The 17,974-nt window shown below is 73.6% G+C and carries 11 protein-coding genes; 1 reads left to right on the top strand and 10 read right to left on the bottom strand.

The annotated features are described in order from the left end of the window. Nucleotides 1-37 precede the first annotated feature (37 nt). From SGLAU_RS24185 to SGLAU_RS24155, 7 genes are all read right to left on the bottom strand, one after another. Nucleotides 38-754, bottom strand: coding sequence for a glycoside hydrolase family 12 protein (locus SGLAU_RS24185; RefSeq protein ID WP_043504505.1), 717 nt, complete (start codon nt 752-754; stop codon nt 38-40). Nucleotides 755-789: 35 nt separating this feature from the next. Next, a complete protein-coding gene (locus SGLAU_RS24180) occupies nt 790-2,985 on the bottom strand; it encodes a glycosyl hydrolase family 95 catalytic domain-containing protein (RefSeq protein WP_043504502.1) in 2,196 nt (731 codons plus the stop codon). Further along, the gene (locus SGLAU_RS24175) at nt 2,982-4,946 is read right to left on the bottom strand and encodes a beta-galactosidase (RefSeq protein WP_043504500.1); all 1,965 of its coding nucleotides are present in this window, start codon (nt 4,944-4,946) and stop codon (nt 2,982-2,984) included. Before SGLAU_RS24175 ends, SGLAU_RS24180 begins: the two co-directional genes overlap by 4 nt. Further along, entirely contained in the window at nt 4,946-7,147 is a 2,202-nt protein-coding gene (locus SGLAU_RS24170; protein WP_043504498.1) for a 1,4-beta-glucanase, read from the bottom strand. The genes SGLAU_RS24175 and SGLAU_RS24170 overlap by 1 nt, the downstream gene beginning before the upstream one ends. 91 nt (nt 7,148-7,238) lie before the next feature. Further along, nucleotides 7,239-8,174 carry a carbohydrate ABC transporter permease gene (locus SGLAU_RS24165; RefSeq protein WP_043504496.1) on the bottom strand — a complete coding sequence of 312 codons (936 nt, stop codon included), beginning with the start codon at nt 8,172-8,174 and terminating at the stop codon, nt 7,239-7,241. After that, nucleotides 8,171-9,214, bottom strand: coding sequence for an ABC transporter permease (locus SGLAU_RS24160; RefSeq protein ID WP_043506952.1), 1,044 nt, complete (start codon nt 9,212-9,214; stop codon nt 8,171-8,173). The genes SGLAU_RS24165 and SGLAU_RS24160 overlap by 4 nt, the downstream gene beginning before the upstream one ends. A 23-nt stretch (nt 9,215-9,237) precedes the next feature. After that, nucleotides 9,238-10,929, bottom strand: coding sequence for an extracellular solute-binding protein (locus SGLAU_RS24155; protein WP_043504495.1), 1,692 nt, complete (start codon nt 10,927-10,929; stop codon nt 9,238-9,240). Nucleotides 10,930-11,294: 365 nt separating this feature from the next. On the opposite strand from SGLAU_RS24155, the gene SGLAU_RS24150 reads away from it, so the two are divergent. Continuing rightward, complete coding sequence (locus tag SGLAU_RS24150) at nt 11,295-14,129, top strand: glycoside hydrolase family 3 C-terminal domain-containing protein (protein WP_043504492.1); 2,835 nt, start codon at nt 11,295-11,297, stop codon at nt 14,127-14,129. A 94-nt stretch (nt 14,130-14,223) separates the two neighbouring features. Here the strand turns inward: SGLAU_RS24150 and SGLAU_RS24145 are convergent, their stop codons facing one another. The 3 genes from SGLAU_RS24145 to SGLAU_RS24135 form a co-directional block, all read right to left on the bottom strand. Then, nucleotides 14,224-15,669, bottom strand: coding sequence for an aldehyde dehydrogenase family protein (locus tag SGLAU_RS24145; RefSeq protein WP_043504491.1), 1,446 nt, complete (start codon nt 15,667-15,669; stop codon nt 14,224-14,226). Nucleotides 15,670-15,813: 144 nt separating this feature from the next. Continuing rightward, nucleotides 15,814-16,359 carry a hypothetical protein gene (locus SGLAU_RS24140; RefSeq protein WP_043504490.1) on the bottom strand — a complete coding sequence of 182 codons (546 nt, stop codon included), beginning with the start codon at nt 16,357-16,359 and terminating at the stop codon, nt 15,814-15,816. 32 nt (nt 16,360-16,391) lie between these two features. After that, nucleotides 16,392-17,969, bottom strand: a complete 1,578-nt coding sequence (locus SGLAU_RS24135) for a PucR family transcriptional regulator (RefSeq protein ID WP_043504489.1) — start codon at nt 17,967-17,969, stop codon at nt 16,392-16,394. Nucleotides 17,970-17,974: the final 5 nt, after the last annotated feature.

The raw sequence follows: 17,974 nt of genomic DNA, 5'->3' as shown, positions 1-17,974 counted from the left end.
GGCGCCCGGAGAGGGGACCGGGCGCCCCCGCACCGGGTCAGCCGCCGCTGACGGTGAGGTTGTGGGTGGTGAAGTTCAGCCCGCCCGACGACGAGGTGATCTCGTAGCCGAACTGGACGTCACCGATGGTCTCGTTGCCCATCCACCGCTTGGTGTCCTTGATCCACTTCAGGATCGGCAGGATGTTCACGGTGCCGGAGTTCGAGTCCGAGGTGCGCAGGAACGAGAAGACCTCGTTGTGGCCGTTGCTGCCCTTGTAGACGTTCCAGGTGTGGCCGCCGAGACCGACGGTGCCCTGGAAGGTGCCGAGCGGGCCGACGGCGCCGTGGTGGTTCACCCAGAGCATGATCTCGTAGTCGTAGTCGGTGTCCCAGATGTCGTACGACGTGTTGTACGCGCCGGAGGACGGGACGGTGACGTTGTAGCTGCTGGTGAGCGAGCCGATCGAGCCGATCGGCTTGTTGATCACCTTCTTGGAGTTGGGGTACGACTTGATGCCTCCGGTGTCGGGGTGGTCGGCCCAGACGCCCCAGTTGGTGCCGGAGTTGGCCCAGACGCACTGGCTGCCGGCGCCGGAGCCCCAGATGTTGTTGTAGAGGGTGTAGCCGTTCAGCGTGGTGTTGCCCCACTGGTCGCAGGAGTTCCAGACGGCGGCCTGGGCGGGGGCGGAGGCGAGGCCGACGGTGGCGCCGAGCGCGAGGGCCGGGGCCAGCAGGGCCCTGGTGAGCCGGCGGAGCGCGGTGTGTGCTGCCATGGGTGTCCCTTCCATGGGTGGGGGAGATGTGGGGGTCACCGCGTCCCCAGGTCGAGGACGCGGTCCTCTCCGGCGGCCAGGTCGAGCGGCTCGGCGCCGGAGGGGGTTCTGAGTTCCACACGGGCGGTGCGGGAGGGCCGGATCACCGCGGTCGCCCCCGTGGGGCTCCAGGCGAGGTCGACCTCGGCTCCGAACCGTGTGCGCACGCCGCGCAGTTCGCCCGCGGGCAGGTGTCCGGGGAGGGCGGGGAACAGGACGAGCCGGCCGGGGGTCGAGTGCACCAGCATCTCGATCAGCACGGCGGGCAGGGCGTGCGCGGCGTCCGCGTTGTAGACGTCGCGCCGCGGGTAGTGGGCGCTCATCAGGGAGGCGTGGAAGAAGTCGCCCGCCAGCACCCGGCCGAGCGCCTGCGCGACCCGGCCGGCGTCGCCGAGGCGGGCGGCGAGCAGGGCGCGGTGCAGGTGGCCGTGCGCGGAGTCGTTCTCGGCGCCGCGCAGTTCGAGCGCCCGGTGGGCGGCCTTCGCCAGGCCGGGGGTGTCGTAGGGGGTGATCTCGTCCAGCGGCCACACGCCGTGCAGGTGGCTGAGGTGGCGGTGGTCGTAGGAGTCCTCCAGGCCGGGCCAGGCCCACTCGGCCAGCGCGCCGTCCCGGTTGATCCGGTGCGGGGGGAGCCGGTCGGCGAGGGCGCGCCAGCGGTCGGCGTGCTCGGGGTGGTAGGCGGCGGCGGTGCGCAGGGCGTGCCGGGCGGCGGAGAGGTCCATGGCCGCGTTGAGCGCGCCCCAGCTCGCGTTCGCCGGGCGGTTCTCCGGTGAGTAGGAGGGGACGACGACGAGGGTGCCGTCGGTGTCGGTGCGGGTGAGGAAGTCCTCGTAGAACAGGGCGACTTCGGCGAGCGCGGCGGCGGTGCGCGGGTCGCGGGTGCCGTGGGTCTCGTCGTGGTCGACGAGCGGCTTGAGCAGCCAGTCGGCGCCCGCGGTCCACAGGTGCAGGGGGTACTCGCGGCTGAAGTGGTAGCTGTGCCCGGACTCGCCGTCCGAGTGCGCGGGCGCGACCGCGCCCCGGGTGCCGAAGACGGCGCGGGCGTTGTCCTGCCAGTCCGGGAGCTGCCGGTGGACCAGCGCGGCGAGGGCCTCCGTGACCTCGGGGAGGGCGGCGGACGCGGCGGAGGCGGTCTGGAGGTTGAGGTTGGCGTCGTGGGTGAACGCGCCGGACCAGGCGGTGTTCCAGTCTCCCGTCCACAGGCCGGTCAGCCGGGGCGGGAGGGTGCCGCTCGCGGACAGCAGGTGGTAGCGGCCCGCGGCGAACAGCCTCTCCAGCAGCGCCGGGCTCTGCGGGCGGGCCAGCAGCTTCGAGCCGGGCAGGGCGCGCTCGGCCGGATCGGCGGCCAGGTCGAGGGTGACCCGGGTCCAGGCGGTGCGGTGCAGGGCGGTGTGCCGGGCGAGGAGCGTGTCGTACGGGCTCCCGGTGAGCAGGTCGCGCAGGGCGCGGCCCTCGGCGACCACGTCGAGCTCGCCGGTGTGGCGGCGCACCCGGGTGAGGAGCAGCAGCGAGGCCGCGCCGGTGATCCGGGCGCCCGGCGGGGCCAGTCTCGTCGTGCCGCCGTCGGCGACGGCGAGGGTGACGCCGGTGTAGGCGAGGTCCGAACCCGGGTAGCGCACGCGCAGGCTGAGCAGGGCGCCGTCGGCGGTGAGGACGGCGCCTTCGCCGATGCCGAGGCCGTGCGGGGCGCCCGGGAGCCGGGGGTCGAGGCAGAGGTCGAGGGTGAGGCCGGGGGCGGTGACGTACTGGACGATCACGTCGTCGGCGCGGGAGACGAAGACGCGGCTGGTCCAGTCGCCGTGGACGGCGGTGACCTCGCCGGTGGCGAAGTCGACGGTGCGCCGGTAGGGGCCGCCGGGGCCGGCCGGGCGGCGCAGCCGGGTCTGGAAGGCGGGGTGGAAGGGACGCACCCACTGCAGCGGGCGGCCGTCGGTGAAGGTCTCGGCGGCGGTGAGGTCGCCCGCGAGCAGGCGGTCCTGGAGGGCCGGGAGGGCGGCGGCGAGCCGGGGCGGGCGGCGGTGACGGTCGTCGCCGGACGGACGGACGAGCGTGTGGTGGGTGACGATGACCCGGTCGTCGTCCGGGTCGCCGAACACGAGGGCGCCGTGGCTGCCGTTGCCGCTGAGGAAGGCGTCCTCCCAGCGGCCGGCGGGCCGGGGCTCCCAGGTGCCGTGCACGGGCGTACCGCTCATGGCCGCAGCACCGCCACGCCGTAGCGGTCCAGGCGGACCCCGTCCGTCACCGTCGTGCCGGTGAGCAGGTCGTGGTGGCGGCCGGGCACGGGCACGGTCACCGGTTCACGGCCGTGGTTGAGCACGAACAGCAGCTCGCCGCGGCGCACCGCCTCCACGGCGGGCGGCAGGCCGTCGAGGACGGGGCGGACGCCCGCGTCCGCGGCGATCCGGGCCAGCAGGGCGCGCAGCGCGTCCGGTTCGGGGAGCGTGGAGAGGTACCAGGCGCGGTCCCGGCGCAGCAGCGCGGGCAGCCCGTCCAGTTCGCCGCCCCGGTAGGGCACGGTCTCGGTGACGTCGTCGGCGGCCTCGATCTCCTCCGACCACAGCGTGCCCCGGAAGCCGTCGCACTCGGTGCTCTCGCCCGCCTCCAGCGGCCACCACTCGTGCAGGACCCGGATGCCGAACAGCTCGCGCAGCCGGGCGTCCATGCCGCCCGGACGGACCCGGTCGTCCTCGTCGGCGACACCGGTGAGGAACCCGCTGACCAGGGTGCCGCCCGCGCGGACGAAGCCGAGCAGGTTCTCGATCGCCGCGTCCGTGAGGAGGTAGAGCTGCGGCACGACGACCACGCGGTAGCCGCCCAGGTCGTGTTCGGGGTGGGCGAAGTCGGTGGTGAGGCCGGCCTCCCACAGGGCCCGGTGCCAGGCGCGCAGGACCCCTTCGAGGCCGGCCCGCCGCGACGGGCGGGCCTGCTGCTCCCCGGCCCACCAGGCGTGCCAGTCGTGCAGGATCGCGATGTCGGCGGCGATGCGCGTGCCGGTGACCTCGGCGAGCCGGCGCAGGTCGGCGCCGGTCCGCTTGACCTCCTGGAAGGTGCGGCCCTGCTCGCCGGCGTGGCTGACCATCCCGGAGTGGAACTTCTCGGCTCCCTGGCGGGACTGGCGCCACTGGAAGTAGCAGACGGCGTCGGCGCCGCGGGCCACGGCCTGGAGGGACCAGAGCCGGTTGAGGCCGCGCGGCTTGGGGTGGTTCACGCCACGCCAGTTGACCGGGCCGGCGGCCTGCTCCATCAGCATCCAGGGGCCGCGCGCCTGCGAGCGGGTGAGGTCCTGGACGAGGGCGCCGTACTGGGCGCCGAGCGGGTCGCGCGGGTCCGGGTAGAGGTCGACGGAGACGACGTCCTCCTCCTCGGCCCAGCGCCAGCCGTCCTGGCCGATCCACAGCGGCATGAAGTTGCTGGTGACGGGGATGTGCGGGGTGTAGCGGCGGACGATGTCGCGTTCGGCGGTGCAGCACTCCAGGAGCATGTCGGAGGTGAAGCGCCGGAAGTCCAGCACCTGGGTGGGGTTGTGCAGGTAGTGGACACGGCGGGGCGGGATGACGCTGTCCCACGTGTCGTGGTGCTGGCTCCAGAAGGCCGTCCCCCAGGCGGTGTTGAGGGCGTCCAGGGTGCCGTACCGGCGCCGCAGCCAGACCCGGAACCGGGCGGCGGCCTCGTCGCCGTGGTCGACGGTGCAGTACTCGTTGTTGATGTGCCACATGGTGAGCGCCGGGTGGCCGCCGTAGCGGGCGGCCAGGGCCTCGGTGATCTCGGCGGCGTGGCGGCGGTAGACGGCGCTGGAGTGGGAGAAGTGCTGGCGCCCGCCCCAGTGCTCGACGTGCCCGTCGGCGTCCCTGGGCAGGGTCTGCGGGTGCAGCCGGCCGAGCCACGGCGGGGGCGAGGCGGTGGGGGTGGCGAGGACGACGCCGATGCCGTTCCCGTGCATCAGGTCCATCAGGGTGTCCAGCCAGCCGAACTCCCGCGCGCCCGGCTCGGGTTCCAGCTTCGACCAGGAGAAGACGCCGAGGGTGACGGAGTTGACCCCGGCGTCCTTCATCAGCCGGATGTCCTCGTGCCAGGTCTCCTCGGGCCACTGCTCGGGGTTGTAGTCGCCGCCGAAGAGGAGCCGGCCGCGGGTGCTGTCGTTCAGGTGCGGCATCAGACGGGCTCCCCGTACTGGATCCCGCGCCCGTTGGTGGCGAGGTAGACCCGGCCGTACACGCGCGGGTCGCCGGTGATGGCCTCGCCGGTCCAGCCCCATTGGTGGGCGTCGTCGTTGATCCGGGTCCAGCTCCCGGCGCCGTCGTCGGAGCGGTACACGCCGGTGACGTCCCCGACCGTGCCGACCTGGTAGAGCGCCGGGTATCCGGCGCCGTCGGCGGCCTTGCCGAAGCCGAGGGTGTAGGAGGCCCGGCAGCTGCCGGCCTTGGTGAAGCGCGCGCCGCCGTCGGTGGAGCGGTACAGCCCGTTCCACTTGGCGCTGAGCCACAGGTCACCGGTCCGCCCCGGCGCCGCCACCACCCTGAACTGGCTGTCGCCGGAGGGCAGTCCGGTGGCCCGGGCGGAGAAGGTGCGGCCGCCGTCCGTGCTGGCCAGCAGCGTTCCCGCGGCGGTGTCGTACGCGTAGAACACGGCCGGGTCGGAGGGATCGGCGACCGGAGTGGCGCCCTTGGGGAAGGAGGGCACCTCGGACCAGGTCGCGCCGCCGTCCGCGGAGCGGTGGGCGGGGTACCCGGTGCCGTCCCCGTGCACGAGGGTCCACAGCAGCACGGTGCCGTCGGCGTTGACGGCGATCGGCCCCGGCGCCTCCTCGGCGAGGCGGGGCTGGGCGGCGAAGGGCGCCCAGGTCCGGCCGCCGTCGGTGGAGTACGCCCCGTTGCCGTGGTCCCCCCAGCCGGTGCGCACGACGTACGACGGTCTGCGGGCGGCCTGCGCGAGGCCGGTCGCCGATCCGAAGACGGGGTTGGTGGCCATGCCCCGCGAGGGGGACGAGGTGAGCCGCTCGTGGTACATCACGCCGATGTCCCCGAGCCCGCTGATCAGGTGCGCCGGCCCGGACGGGGGCGAGATCAGCCGGCGTACGGCGCTCTCCTCCAGGCCGCGGATCCACGGGGCCCAGTGCCTGAGGTCCCGGGTGCCGTAGAGGGTGGCGCCGGTGCCGTAGACGAGGTGGCGCGCGTCGTACGGGTCGACGGCGAGCGCCTGGATCCACCAGCCGAACTTGGGCTGCTCCCCGCCCCACCTCAGGTACGGCGTCTCGGACACGTCGAGGACGGCCGGCTCCTTCAGGGAGGTCCAGGTGCGCCCGCCGTCCGTGGAGCGGTACAGGGTGTCGACGGCGGCCCAGCGGTTGTTGGTGGAGACCACGACGGTGCCGGGGCGGCGGGCGTCCACGGCGACACCGCCGTAGCCGAAGGTGTCGGCGGAGCCGTCCGCGGTGGTCCCGCCCGGCTTCGCGGGGGTGACCTCGGTCCACCGTCCGGTGACGGTGCCCAGCTTGTGCACGCTGCCGTCGGTCTGCCCGTTGGGGCCGGGCGCGTCGGCGTACGTCACGTACAGCTCCCGGGCGTGCCGGTCGTACGCGGCGCGGACCGGCACCTTGGCCGAGGTGCCGGCGGGCTGCCCGGGCACGGCCTCCCAGGTGGTGCCGTCGGTCGTGCGGAACAGGTTGGCCGGGGCGCCGTCGCCCCAGCCGGCGTAGAGCGCGCGGCCGGCCGCGACCAGGAGGGTGACGCCCTGGCCGGACGGGTCGGGGGTGGCCGGGAAGCCGGTCGCGGGCGCCCAGGTGGCGCCCCGGTCGGTGGACTTCAGCAGCCCGTCGTGCCGGGTGCCGAGCCACAGGGTGTCGCTGTCGCGCGGGTCGACCAGCAGCCGCTCCCCCGTGCCGCGGCCGTCCTCGTTGGCGCCGAGCTTCACCGTGAGGTCGGTGCGCTGCCAGGTGCGGCCCCGGTCCGCGGAGCGCAGCACGGCGCCGTTGCCGGCCCAGGGCTGGGAGTAGGTGCCGACGGCGAGGTAGAGCCGGTTGGGGTGCGCGGGGTCGACGGCCATCGCCTCGACACCGAGCAGGTTCCAGTCGTCCCAGCCGAGGTGGTCGGTGAGCGGGGTCCAGCGGGCGGTCCGCTCGTCCCAGCGGTAGGCGCCGCCGATGTCGGTGCGGGCGTAGGCGAGGCCGCGGACGGCGGGGTGGAAGAGGACGCCGGTGATGAATCCGGTGCCGCCGATGACGACGTTGCGCCAGCGGTAGGCGGGGGCGGATCCGGCGGCCCCGGCCGCCGCGGGGGCCGCCGGCAGGGCGGTGAGCGCGGCGGCGGCAGCGGTCCCGGCGAGTACGGTCCGCCTGCTCGGCTTGGACGTGTGCATGACATACCTCGTTCGGAAAGGTGGGATCCGCCGCGGCCGGACGCCGGACAGGAGCGGGCCGGCCGCGGCGGGGCATGGGGGGGAGCCGTCGTCAGCCCTTCACCGCGCCCGTGAGCATGCCCTTCTTGAAGTGCCGCTGGACGAACGGCGAGAGCACCGCCACCGGCAGCAGCGCCAGCACCATGACCGCCATCTGGACGGCCAGCGCGGACAGCCCGCCGGTGTTGATCTGGGTGGCCAGCCCCACCGGCCGCTCCTGCTTCTGCACGAGCTGGATCATGACGTTCTGCAGCGGCATCATGTCCTGGTCGGTGAGGTAGATCGACGCGTTGAACCAGGCGCTCCAGTACCCCACGGCGTAGAACAGCGCGATGACCGCCAGCACCGCCCGGGACAGCGGCATCACGATCCTCCACAGGATGCGCCAGTCCCCGGCCCCGTCGATCCGGGCGCTGTCGATCAGCTCCTGCGAGATCCCCATGAAGAACCCGCGCAGCACCAGGATGTTGAACACGCTCACCGCGCTCGGCAGGATCAGCGCGAGATAGGTGTCGGTCAGCCCGAGCGCCTGGACCAGCAGATACGTCGGGATGAGCCCGGCGCCGAAGAACATGGTCGCCAGCAGCGTCATCAGGATCCAGCGGTGGCCGAGCGACCCGGACCGCGAGAGCCCGTAGGCGCACAGCACCGAGACGGCCATGCTGAACAGCGTGCCGGCCACGGTGACGCCCACGCTGACCAGCGCGGCCCGCTGCACCTGGCCGCCGCCGAGCAGTTCCTGGTAGGCGATGAAGGTGATGTCCTGCGGTATCACCACCAGACCGCCGGCCTCGTCGATGGTCTTCTTCGAGGACAGGCTGGTGACGACGACGATCCACAGGGGGAAGAGGATCGCGAAGCAGGCGAAGCCGAGGACGATGCCCTTGGCGGCCAGCCCGGCCCGGCCCGGCTCCTCCTCCCACACCGGCCGGGGCGGCGCCTGCCACCAGCGAGGCTTCCGCACGGGCCGGTCGATGACGGCGGTCACTTCTTGTACACCCCCTGCTCGCCCATCAGGTGGGCCACCTTGTTCGCCACGAGGACGAGGGTCAGTCCGACGAGGCCCTTGACCAGTCCGGCCGCCGCCGCGTAGCTGAAGTCCTGGTTGCGGATGCCGTTCCACCAGACGTAGGTGTCGAGGACCTCGGAGGCCTCGACGCCCACCGCCTGCCGCTGCAGCAGCAGTTGCTCGAAGCCCACGGTGAGCGCGTCGCCCACGCGCAGCACCAGCAGCAGGGCGATGACCGGGCGCAGCGCGGGCAGCGTGATGTGCCACATGCGGCGCCAGCGGCCGGCCCCGTCCATGGCGGCGGCCTCGTAGAGGTCGTGGGAGACGGAGGAGAGGGCCGCGAGGAAGACGATGATGCCCCAGCCGGCGTCCTTCCAGACGGTCTGCACGGTGACCAGGTACTTGAAGGCCCCCGGGTCGGTCATCACGTCGAACCCGGTGTAGCCGTGGTCGGCCAGGGTCTGCGCGATGATGCCGGCGCCGCCGAAGATCTGCTGGAAGACGGTGACGACCAGCACCCAGGAGAAGAAGTGCGGCAGGTACACGATCGCCTGGGCGACCGCCCGGACCCGGGGCCTGATCACGCTGTTGATCAGCAGGGCGAGCAGGACCGGGACCGGGAAGTACAGCACGAGCTGGAGGAAGAACAGCACGAACGTGTTCTGCACGGCGTGCCAGAACTCGGAGTCTGCGAAGACCCGCTCGAACTGGTCGAGGCCCACCCACGGGCTCTGGAACATCGCGACGACGCCGTTGTCGCTGAGGTACGGGTCGTAGTCCTGGAAGGCGACGATGTTGCCGAGGATCGGCACGTAGTTGAAGACCAGGACCAGCAGCACGGCCGGCAGGGTCATCAGCAGCAGGGTGCGGTCGCGCCGGAAGCGGAGCCGGAAGCCCAGCCGGCCGCTCCTCGCGTGCGCCTTCCCGTTCGCCCCGCCGGACCCGGCGGCGCCCGGCGCCGGGGTGGTGGGGGTGGTCTTCGCCTCGGCTCTGCCGCGAGGCACCGTGCTGTGGGACACGGCCATCTCCTTGCGTGTGCGCGTCAGTTCGCCGCGGAGCCGTTGTCGTCGAGCAGCTTCTTGTACCAGTCGCGCAGTCCGTCGCCGCCCTGCTTCCTCCAGTCCGAGACGGCCTGCTGGACGTCGCTGATCTTCTTGCGTCCGCGCACCACGTCGTCCTCGAGCTGCTCGAAGTCGTCGGCGAGGTTCGACCAGCGGCCGGGCTCGGTGACGGTGAGCCCGAAGAAGGAGGACTTCCTGGTGAAGGCACCCATCCGCTGCTGCCACTCGACCATGCCCCGGGTGACGTCGGGCAGGTCGGGATAGGCGATGTAGGGGGCGGGGTTGCCGGTGTAGTCGAAGGCGCCGTTGACCTCGTTGACGCCCTGCTGGGTCTTGACCGGCAGGCCGTCCTTCACCTCGTAGTCGGTGCCCTCGACGCCGTAGGCGGTGAGCATGAACTCCTTCGTCCCGTACGGGGCCGCGCAGAAGTTGCAGACCGCGAGGAAGTCCTTGATCTGCTGCTCGCTCGCCTTCCTGCTGACGAAGGTGAAGATGTTGGACGGCTGCACCGCCCAGAGCGCGGGGTCGCCCCCGTCGGCGCCGAAGATGTCGAACGCCGCCATGTCGAAGTCGGCGTTCTGGGTGCGCTGTTCGGACATCTTGCCCCACCAGGACGAGATGTTCTGGTTGTAGACGAGCACCTCACCGGCGGTGAACCGGTTGCCCGCGTCGCCGCCCGCCTTGCCGGAGACCGCGTCCGGGTGCACGACCTCGGCCGCGTAGAGCTTGCGCGTCCACTCCAGGGCCTCGAGGTACTCCTCGGTCTCGACCCGGTTGATCATCTTGCCGTCCTGGAGGTGCCACCACAGCGCCTTGTCGCTGCCGGACAGCACGCCGAAGACGTTGAAGGCCGTCCACTTCATGTCGTCGCAGGCCCACACCTTCCCCCTGGCGTCGGTGGCCTCCTTCGCCCAGGACAGGAACTCGGCGGGGCTCTTCGGGACGGTGTAGCCCTGCTTCGCGAAGAGGTCCTTGCGGTACAGCGGCGCGATGTCGGTGACGTACGAGGCGGGCATCGGGACCGCGCGCAGCCGGCCGCCGAAGATGCCGCGCTGCCAGGCCTCGCTGGGCACGGCGGCGAGATTGGGGTACGCCTTGACCTCGTCGCCGGAGAGGTAGGGCCCGAGGTCGGCGAACTTGGCGTTGACGGCGCTGGGGATCTTGCCCATCAGGTTCCAGCCGGGGATCACCACGACATCGGGGATCGAGCTGGAGGCGAGGACCGCGCCGAGCTTCTGGTCGTAGGTGACGCCGTCCTGGTTCTGCCAGGTCACCTGGACGCCGATGGCCTCGTTCATGGCCCTGTAGTACGGGTTGCCGCCCTTGGGCGGGGTGCCCCAGAACGGCGACATGATCCTGAGCCCGCCCCCGCTGCCGAGCTTGCGGGGCACCGAGGTCTTCAGCTGCGCGGCGGGTATCGCCCGGGTGAAGCCGGCGGCCGAGCCGTTCTTCGCGGGGATGTCCGGGCTGACGACGCTGGACGCCACGAACGCCGGGAGGAGCTTCTCGGCGTCCTTGCCCGAGGTGGTGCCCTCCTTGCGTCCTTCCTGGCCCCCGCCGCAGGCGGCCAGCAGCGGCAGGCCGCCGGCCACCGCTGCGGTGGCGACCGCCGTCGAGGCGAGGAAGCTTCTCCGGCTGGGGCCGGAGGAGGCGGAAGCGGCGTTCGGCGTCATTGCGTCAACCCTTCGTGGCGCACCAGGACACCCGGCGGTGGGGCCGTCGGCTGCGGTGTCTTGAGTGGAACTGGCTGAGCTGAAGCGTTCCTTCGACTTCTGAAGCGGAACATCGTCGAAGCGCTTCGATGTGCTGCGAGGTTAAGTGAACCCCCGGGGGTGCACAAGGGTCGTTTCCAAGATTCTCGGCCGTGCACCTCGCACGCGCGCCAACTCCCGCCTCCGGCACTTCTCTTACAGGCCTTGAAGTGTCGGCCGTGCCCGGGAGTTGCCGCCCCGCGATGTCTTGACACCCGCTGGTGTGCGCCCTGAGCATCGAAGCGCTTCGAAAGCGCCACACCGCTCCATCCCGAGGGGAACCCCACGTGACCGCACACCCGCCGCCCACGCCGCCCTTCCGCGATCCGGACCTGCCGCTCGCGAAGCGCATCGACGACCTGCTGTCGCGGCTCACCCGGGACGAGAAGATCTCCTTCCTGCACCAGTTCGCGCCCGCCGTGGACCGGCTCGGCGTGGCCGCGTTCCGCACCGGCCAGGAGGCCCTGCACGGCGTGGCCTGGATGGGCCCGGCGACGGTGTTCCCGCAGGCGGTCGGGCTCGGCGCGACCTGGAACCCGGAGCTGGTCCGCCGGGTCGGCGACGCGGTCTCCCGGGAGATCCGGGCGATGCGCGCCCGGGACGAGCGGGTCGGCCTCAACGTGTGGGCGCCCACGGTGAACCTGCTGCGCCACCCGCTCTGGGGCCGCAACGAGGAGGGCTACTCCGAGGACCCCCGGCTGACCTCCGCGATCGCCACCGCCTACACCCGCGGTCTGCGCGGCGACCACCCCGAGTACTGGCGGACCGCCCCCGTGCTGAAGCACTGGCTCGCGCACAACAACGAGACGAACCGGGACACCTCCTCGTCCTCGGTCCGCCCGCGGGTGCTGCACGAGTACGACCTGCGGGCCTTCCGCGACACCGTGGAGGCGGGCGCGGTCGCCGGGGTGATGCCGGCCTACAACCTGGTCAACGGCCGCCCGAACCACGTCTCCCCGTACCTGCGCGAGCAGTTGCGCACCTGGACGGACGAGGACCTGCTGGTCTGCTCGGACGCGGGCGCGCCCTCCAACCTGGTCGACTCCGAGCACTACTTCGACACCCACGAGGAGGCGACCGCCGCGGCGCTGCTGGCCGGGGTCGACAGCTTCACCGACCACGGCACGGACGGCTCGAAGATCACCGCCCGGGTCCGCGGCGCCCTGGAGCGGGGCCTGCTGACCGAGGCGGACGTCGACACCGCGGTCCGCCGCCAGCTCTCGGTCCGCTTCCGGCTCGGCGAGTTCGACGGGTACGAGGAGGCGGGCGCCTTCGACACCCCGGAGCACCGCGCACTCGCCCGGGAGGCGGCCGAACAGGCGATCGTGCTGCTGAAGAACGACGGCCTGCTGCCGCTCGCACCGGACACCCGGATCGCCGTCGTCGGCCTGCTCGCCGACGAGTGCAAGCTCGACTGGTACAGCGGCACGCTCATCCACCGCCGCACCCCGCTGGAGGGCCTGTGCGAGCGGTTCGGCGCCGAGCGGGTGTCCTTCGCGGAAGGGGTGGACCGCGTCCGGCTGCGGACGCCGGAGGGGACCTGCCTGCGGGTGCCCGAGACCGGGGACGCGCACGACCGGGTGCCCGGCGCCGAGGGCGCGCTCGACCCGGCGCTGCTCGCCGGCCGCACCGATCTGCCGCCGCTGACCGCCGACGCCACCGGCACCGAACTCGCCCTGATCGACTGGGGCGACGGTGTGCTGACCCTGCGCGCGCCCGACGGGCGCTACCTCTCCGTCGCCGACGACGGCTGGGTCCGCGCCTCCGCGGACCAGCCCGGCGGCTGGGTGGTCCAGGAGACCTTCCGCCTCGAACCCCACGGGAACGGCCACCTCCTCCGGCACCTCGGTACGGGGCGCCCCGTCTGTGTCGCCGCGGACGGCGTGAAGGTTGCCGCCCCGGAGGGAACGGACCCGACGGTGTTCGAGCTGGAGGTCGCCGAGCGCGGTGAGGACGCGGTGAGCCGGGCCGCGTCCGGGGCGGACGTGGTCGTGGTGGTCGCGGGCAACGACCCGCACCTGAACGGCCGGGAGACGGAGGACCGCACGACGCTGCGGCTCCCCGCCCACCAGCGGCGCCTGCTGCGCGCGGCCCGCGCCGCCAACCCGCGCACGGTGCTGGCGCTGGTGTCCGCCTACCCCTACGCCGTCGACCCCGCCGCGCTGCCGGCGGTGCTGTGGACCGCCCACGGCGGCCAGGCCGCGGGCACCGCCCTGGCCCGGGTGCTGGCCGGCGACGTCTCCCCCGCCGGCCGGCTCCCGCAGACCTGGTACGCCGACGACGGCGACCTGCCGGACCTGCTCGACTACGACGTCATCGGCAGCCGCCAGACCTACCAGTACTTCGAGGGCACGCCCCTGTTCCCGTTCGGCCACGGCCTGTCGTACACGCGGTTCGGCTACGCCGGACTGACGGCCCGGGCCGAGGGGGAGGCGGTGCGCGTGACGTTCACCGTCACCAACACGGGCGGGACGGCGGCGGACGAGGTCGCGCAGCTGTACGTCCGGCCCGCCGGGCCGTCGGTGGTCCGGCCGCGCCGGGCGCTGCTGGGGCACGCGCGGATCACCCTGGCCCCGGGCGGGAGCGAGGAGCTGTCCTTCGAGGTTCCCCTGCCGGCTTTCGCGTTCTGGGACGTGGCCCGCGACGGCTGGCGGGTGGAGCCCGGCCCGTACGAGCTGCTGGCCGGTGCCTCCAGCGAGGACATCCGGCTGCGGACCACGGTGACCCTGGCCGGCGAGCCCGCCGCGCCGCGTCCGGTCGTCGCCCGCGGCCTGGACGCGGCCGGCTTCGACGAGCAGCGCGGCGCGGAGATCGTCGACCGCGGCAAGGTCTCGGGCGACGCGGTGACACCTTCCGGGGAGGCCGCCGAACTCCTCTACCAAGCTTGCGACTTCGGCCCCGGCGTCACCGGGGTGACCGTCGAGGTGGCGGGCACGGGCGGCACGGTCGCCCTGTCCCTGGACGGGGGTCCGGCGCTCGCGACGCTCACCCTGACCACTCCGACGTCCGGCCCGTACGACTACACCCGGCTGACCGCCGCGTGCGCCGCCGAGGGCGTGCGCGACCTCCGCCTGGAAGTGCGCGGCCCGCTGCGGCTCGCGCACGTCGGCTTCTCCGGCTGAGGGTCCGGAGCAGGCCGGCACCGGAAGAACGGCGGCGGCCGCAACCCCCGCACAGTGGGTTGCGGCCGCCGCCTGCTGACCTGTCCGTGGCAGGTCAGAGCGCGAGACCGGTGAGGACCAGCACGCGCTCGTAGGTGTAGTCCTCCATGGCGAACCGCACGCCCTCGCGGCCCACGCCGGACTGCTTGGCGCCGCCGTACGGCATCTGGTCGGCGCGGTAGGAGGGCACGTCGCCGATGACGACACCGCCGACCTCCAGCGCGCGGTGGGCGCGGAAGGCGGTCTGCACGTCGTGCGTGAAGACGCCCGCCTGGAGGCCGAACTTCGAGTCGTTGACCGCGGCGAAGGCCTCGGCCTCGCCGTCCACCTTCTGCACGGTGAGGACCGGTCCGAAGACCTCCTCGCAGGCGATGGTCACGTCCGCCGGCACGTCGGCGAGGACGGTCGGCGCGTAGGAGGCGCCGTCACGCTTGCCGCCGGCCAGCAGCCTGGCACCGGCCGCGACGGCCTCGTCCACCCAGGACTCCACGCGCTTGGCGGCGTCCTCGCTGACCAGCGGGCCGACATCGGTGGCGTCGTCGCTCGGGTCACCGGTGACCTGGGCCTCGACGGCGGCGACGACACGCGGCAGCAGCCGGTCGTACACGGCGGCGTCGGCGATCACGCGCTGCACGGAGATGCAGGACTGGCCGCCCTGGTAGTTGGAGAAGGTCGCGATGCGGTTCGCGGCCCAGTCCAGGTCCTCGTCGCTCGCCCAGTCGGCGAGCACGACGGCCGCGCCGTTGCCGCCCAGTTCCAGCGTGCAGTGCTTGCGCGGCACCGAGTCCATGATCGCGTAGCCGACCTTGTCGGAACCGGTGAAGGAGATCACCGGCAGCCGCTCGTCCTGGACGAGGGCGGGCATCCGGTCGTTCGGCACCGTGAGGATGCTCCAGGAGCCGGCCGGCAGCTCGGTCTCGGCCAGCAGCTCACCGAGGACGAGACCGGAGAGCGGGGTGGCCGGGGCGGGCTTGAGGATGATCGGGGCGCCGGCGGCGATGGCCGGGGCGACCTTGTGGGCGCACAGGTTCAGCGGGAAGTTGAACGGCGCGATGCCGAGGACGACGCCCTTGGGGAAGCGGCGGGTGAGGGCGAGCCGGCCCTGGCCGCCGAGGTCGGTGTCGAGGCGCTGCGCCTCGCCGCCGTTGAACCGCCGGGCCTCCTCGGCGGCGAACCGGAACACGGACACGGCACGGCCGACCTCGCCCCGCGCCCACTTGATCGGCTTGCCGTTCTCGGCGGAGATCAGCCGGGCGATCTCCTCGGTGCGCTCGGCGAGCCGCTTGCTGACGTGGTCGAGCGCGGCGGCCCGGACGTGGGCGGGCGTGGCGGCGAACTCGTCCCGCACGGCGTACGCGGCGGCCACGGCCTCCTCGACCTGCGCGTCGGTCGGCACGCTGACCTGGCCGACCAGCCGACCGTCCCACGGCGACTCGACATCGAAGGTGGTCTCGCCGGTGGCCTGACGGCCGGCGAGCCAGAAGGCGTGGGTGGAGGTCATGGTCGTGGCCCGTGCCCTTCCGCGTTGGGGGTGTGGTTGCCTGTCGGGGTCCACGGTAGGGGCGGCGGGGCGGCGGCGGGCTTGTCCGAAACGTAGTGGTGACGGGCGGGGGTGCGCCGCTTTGGACCGGTGGGCGGCGGCCGGTCAGCCGAGGAGCCGGGTCACCGTGCCGCAACCGGCGGCGCGGCCGTGCCGGCGGAAGGGGAAGCGATGGCCGGGCTCCAGCGCGACGGGCCGGCCGAGGGTGATCCGGACGGTGGCCAGGTGGAGCGGCGGCAGCACGTCCAGGCCGGGTGGCAGGGTCACCACGCCCTCGGCCCCGGCCGCGCGCAGGTAACAGGTCAGCGCGTCACCGGTACGCACCTCGCCGCCGCCCTCGTCCTGTGCCGACAGCGCGATCTCCGCGTCGAAGACGCCGTACGCGCGGATCGAACCGGGTGCCGCGAGCACGTGCCCGCGTGCGACCCCGCCCGTCACGGCGCCCGGCAGCAGCAGCGCGGCGTTCGTGCCCGCGCGGGCCTCGGCGACCGCGTGGCGGCCTTCGCGGATGCCCGCCACGCGGGCGGTCGTGCCGGGGCCGGAACCGACCGGTGTCACCTCGTCGCCCCGGCGGACACGGCCCCGCTCGATGCGGCCCGACGCCAGGACCAGCCTGCCCTGGTGCAGGAGGAAGACGTCCTCGACCGTCATCAGGAACGGGTCCGCCGGCCGCCGGCCGCCGTCTACGGCTCCCCCGCCGTCGCCTTGAGCGCCAGCCACAGCTCCATCCGCACGTCCGGGTCGTCCAGCGACCGGCCCAGGATCTCCTCCACGCGCCGCATCCGGTAGCGGAGCGTGTGGCGGTGCACACCGAGGTCGGCCGCCGCCGCGTCCCACTGACCGTGGCGGGACAGCCAGGCGCGCAGGGAGGCGACCAGGTCGCCGCGGCCGGTGGCGTCGTGTTCGTGCAGGGCCCGCAGCAGGCCGTCGGCGAAGGCCCGCACCGCGTCGTCCGCGAGCAGCGGCAGGACCGAGCCGGACGTCAGCTGTTCGTGCTCGACGAGGACGCGGCCCCGGCGGCGGGCCACCGACAGCGACTGCTCGGCCTGCTTGTACGCGGCGGCGGCCGCGATCGGGCCGGCGGGCGCCGACACGCCGATCACCAGGTCGTCGTCCTCCCCCGCCGGCTGCTCGCGGGCCGCGCGGCCCTTGCTCCGCGCCGCCTCCAGCGCCGCCGCGTGGTCCCCGCAGACCTGGACGGCCGCGCCGCCGTCCGCCGCCAGCACCACCAGGCGCTCGCCCTCGGGGACGGCCAGCACCGCCTCACCCGCGCGGGCGCCAGCCGCCTCGACCGCCTCGGCCAGTGCGGACACGCCCGTCCCGCCCTCGGCGACGATCACCCGGAACGGCGCGTCCAGCAGCCCGCCGTACAGGTCTCCCGCCACCGCGCGGGCGTGGTCCGGCTCGCCGGCCAGCAGCATCCGCAGCACCGCGGTGCCGAGCCGCTGCTCGGCGGCGTGCAGCGAGCGGGAGCGTTCCGTCGTCAGGGTGAGCAGCGCGATCGCCGAGTGGACCGCGTAGCGCTCGGCCGTGCCGAGGGCCGCCGCCGTGCCGACGGCGAGCGCGGCGCGGGGGCGGCGGCCGGTGCCGATGGAGTGGAGTTCGACGCGGTCCTCGTGTTCGGGTCCGCCGACGACCGAGCTGGCCGGGGCCGGGCGGTCCCGCAGGCGTTCCACGTCGGCGGTGAGCCGGGCGGCGCGGCGGACCGCCCAGTCGGGGGCCGCGGCGACGACGGCACCGGACGCGTCGTAGAGGGCGGCCCAGCCGTCGACCTGGCCGGCGAGCGCGCCGAGCAGGCCCTCGGGGCCGTCGCTCAGGGCCTGCCTGGTCAGTTCCCGCTGGGCCGCGAAGCCGGCCGTGACCGCGCGGTACTGGTCCGCCGCGATGGCGGCCGAGACCGCCTTGGTGATCGCGAGGAACGGGGTGCGGCGGGGAACCTCGAGCAGCGGCAGGCCCTCCTCCCGCGCCGCGTCCACCAGCGCCTCGGGGATCTCGTCGTAGTTGACGCCGACCGCGAAGCCCAGGCCGACCACGCCCGCGCCGGCCAGCCGCCGGACGTAGCGGCGCATGGCCTCGGGATCCTCCGCGTCCAGCTTGAGCGCGGTGATCAGCAGCAGCTCCCCGCCCTCCATGTACGGCACGGGGTCGGCCAGCTCGCTGACGTGCGCCCAGCGGACGGGCACGTCGAGGCGGTCCCCGCCGGCCCGGACGGTCAGCTTGAGCGCCGAGTGCTGGACGAGGGAGGCGAGCGTGGGAGGCATGCGGC

It is taken from the genome of Streptomyces glaucescens (assembly GCF_000761215.1).
In the GTDB taxonomy this organism is placed as follows: domain Bacteria; phylum Actinomycetota; class Actinomycetes; order Streptomycetales; family Streptomycetaceae; genus Streptomyces; species Streptomyces glaucescens_B.
This window is presented reverse-complemented; position numbering and strand designations above follow the sequence as displayed.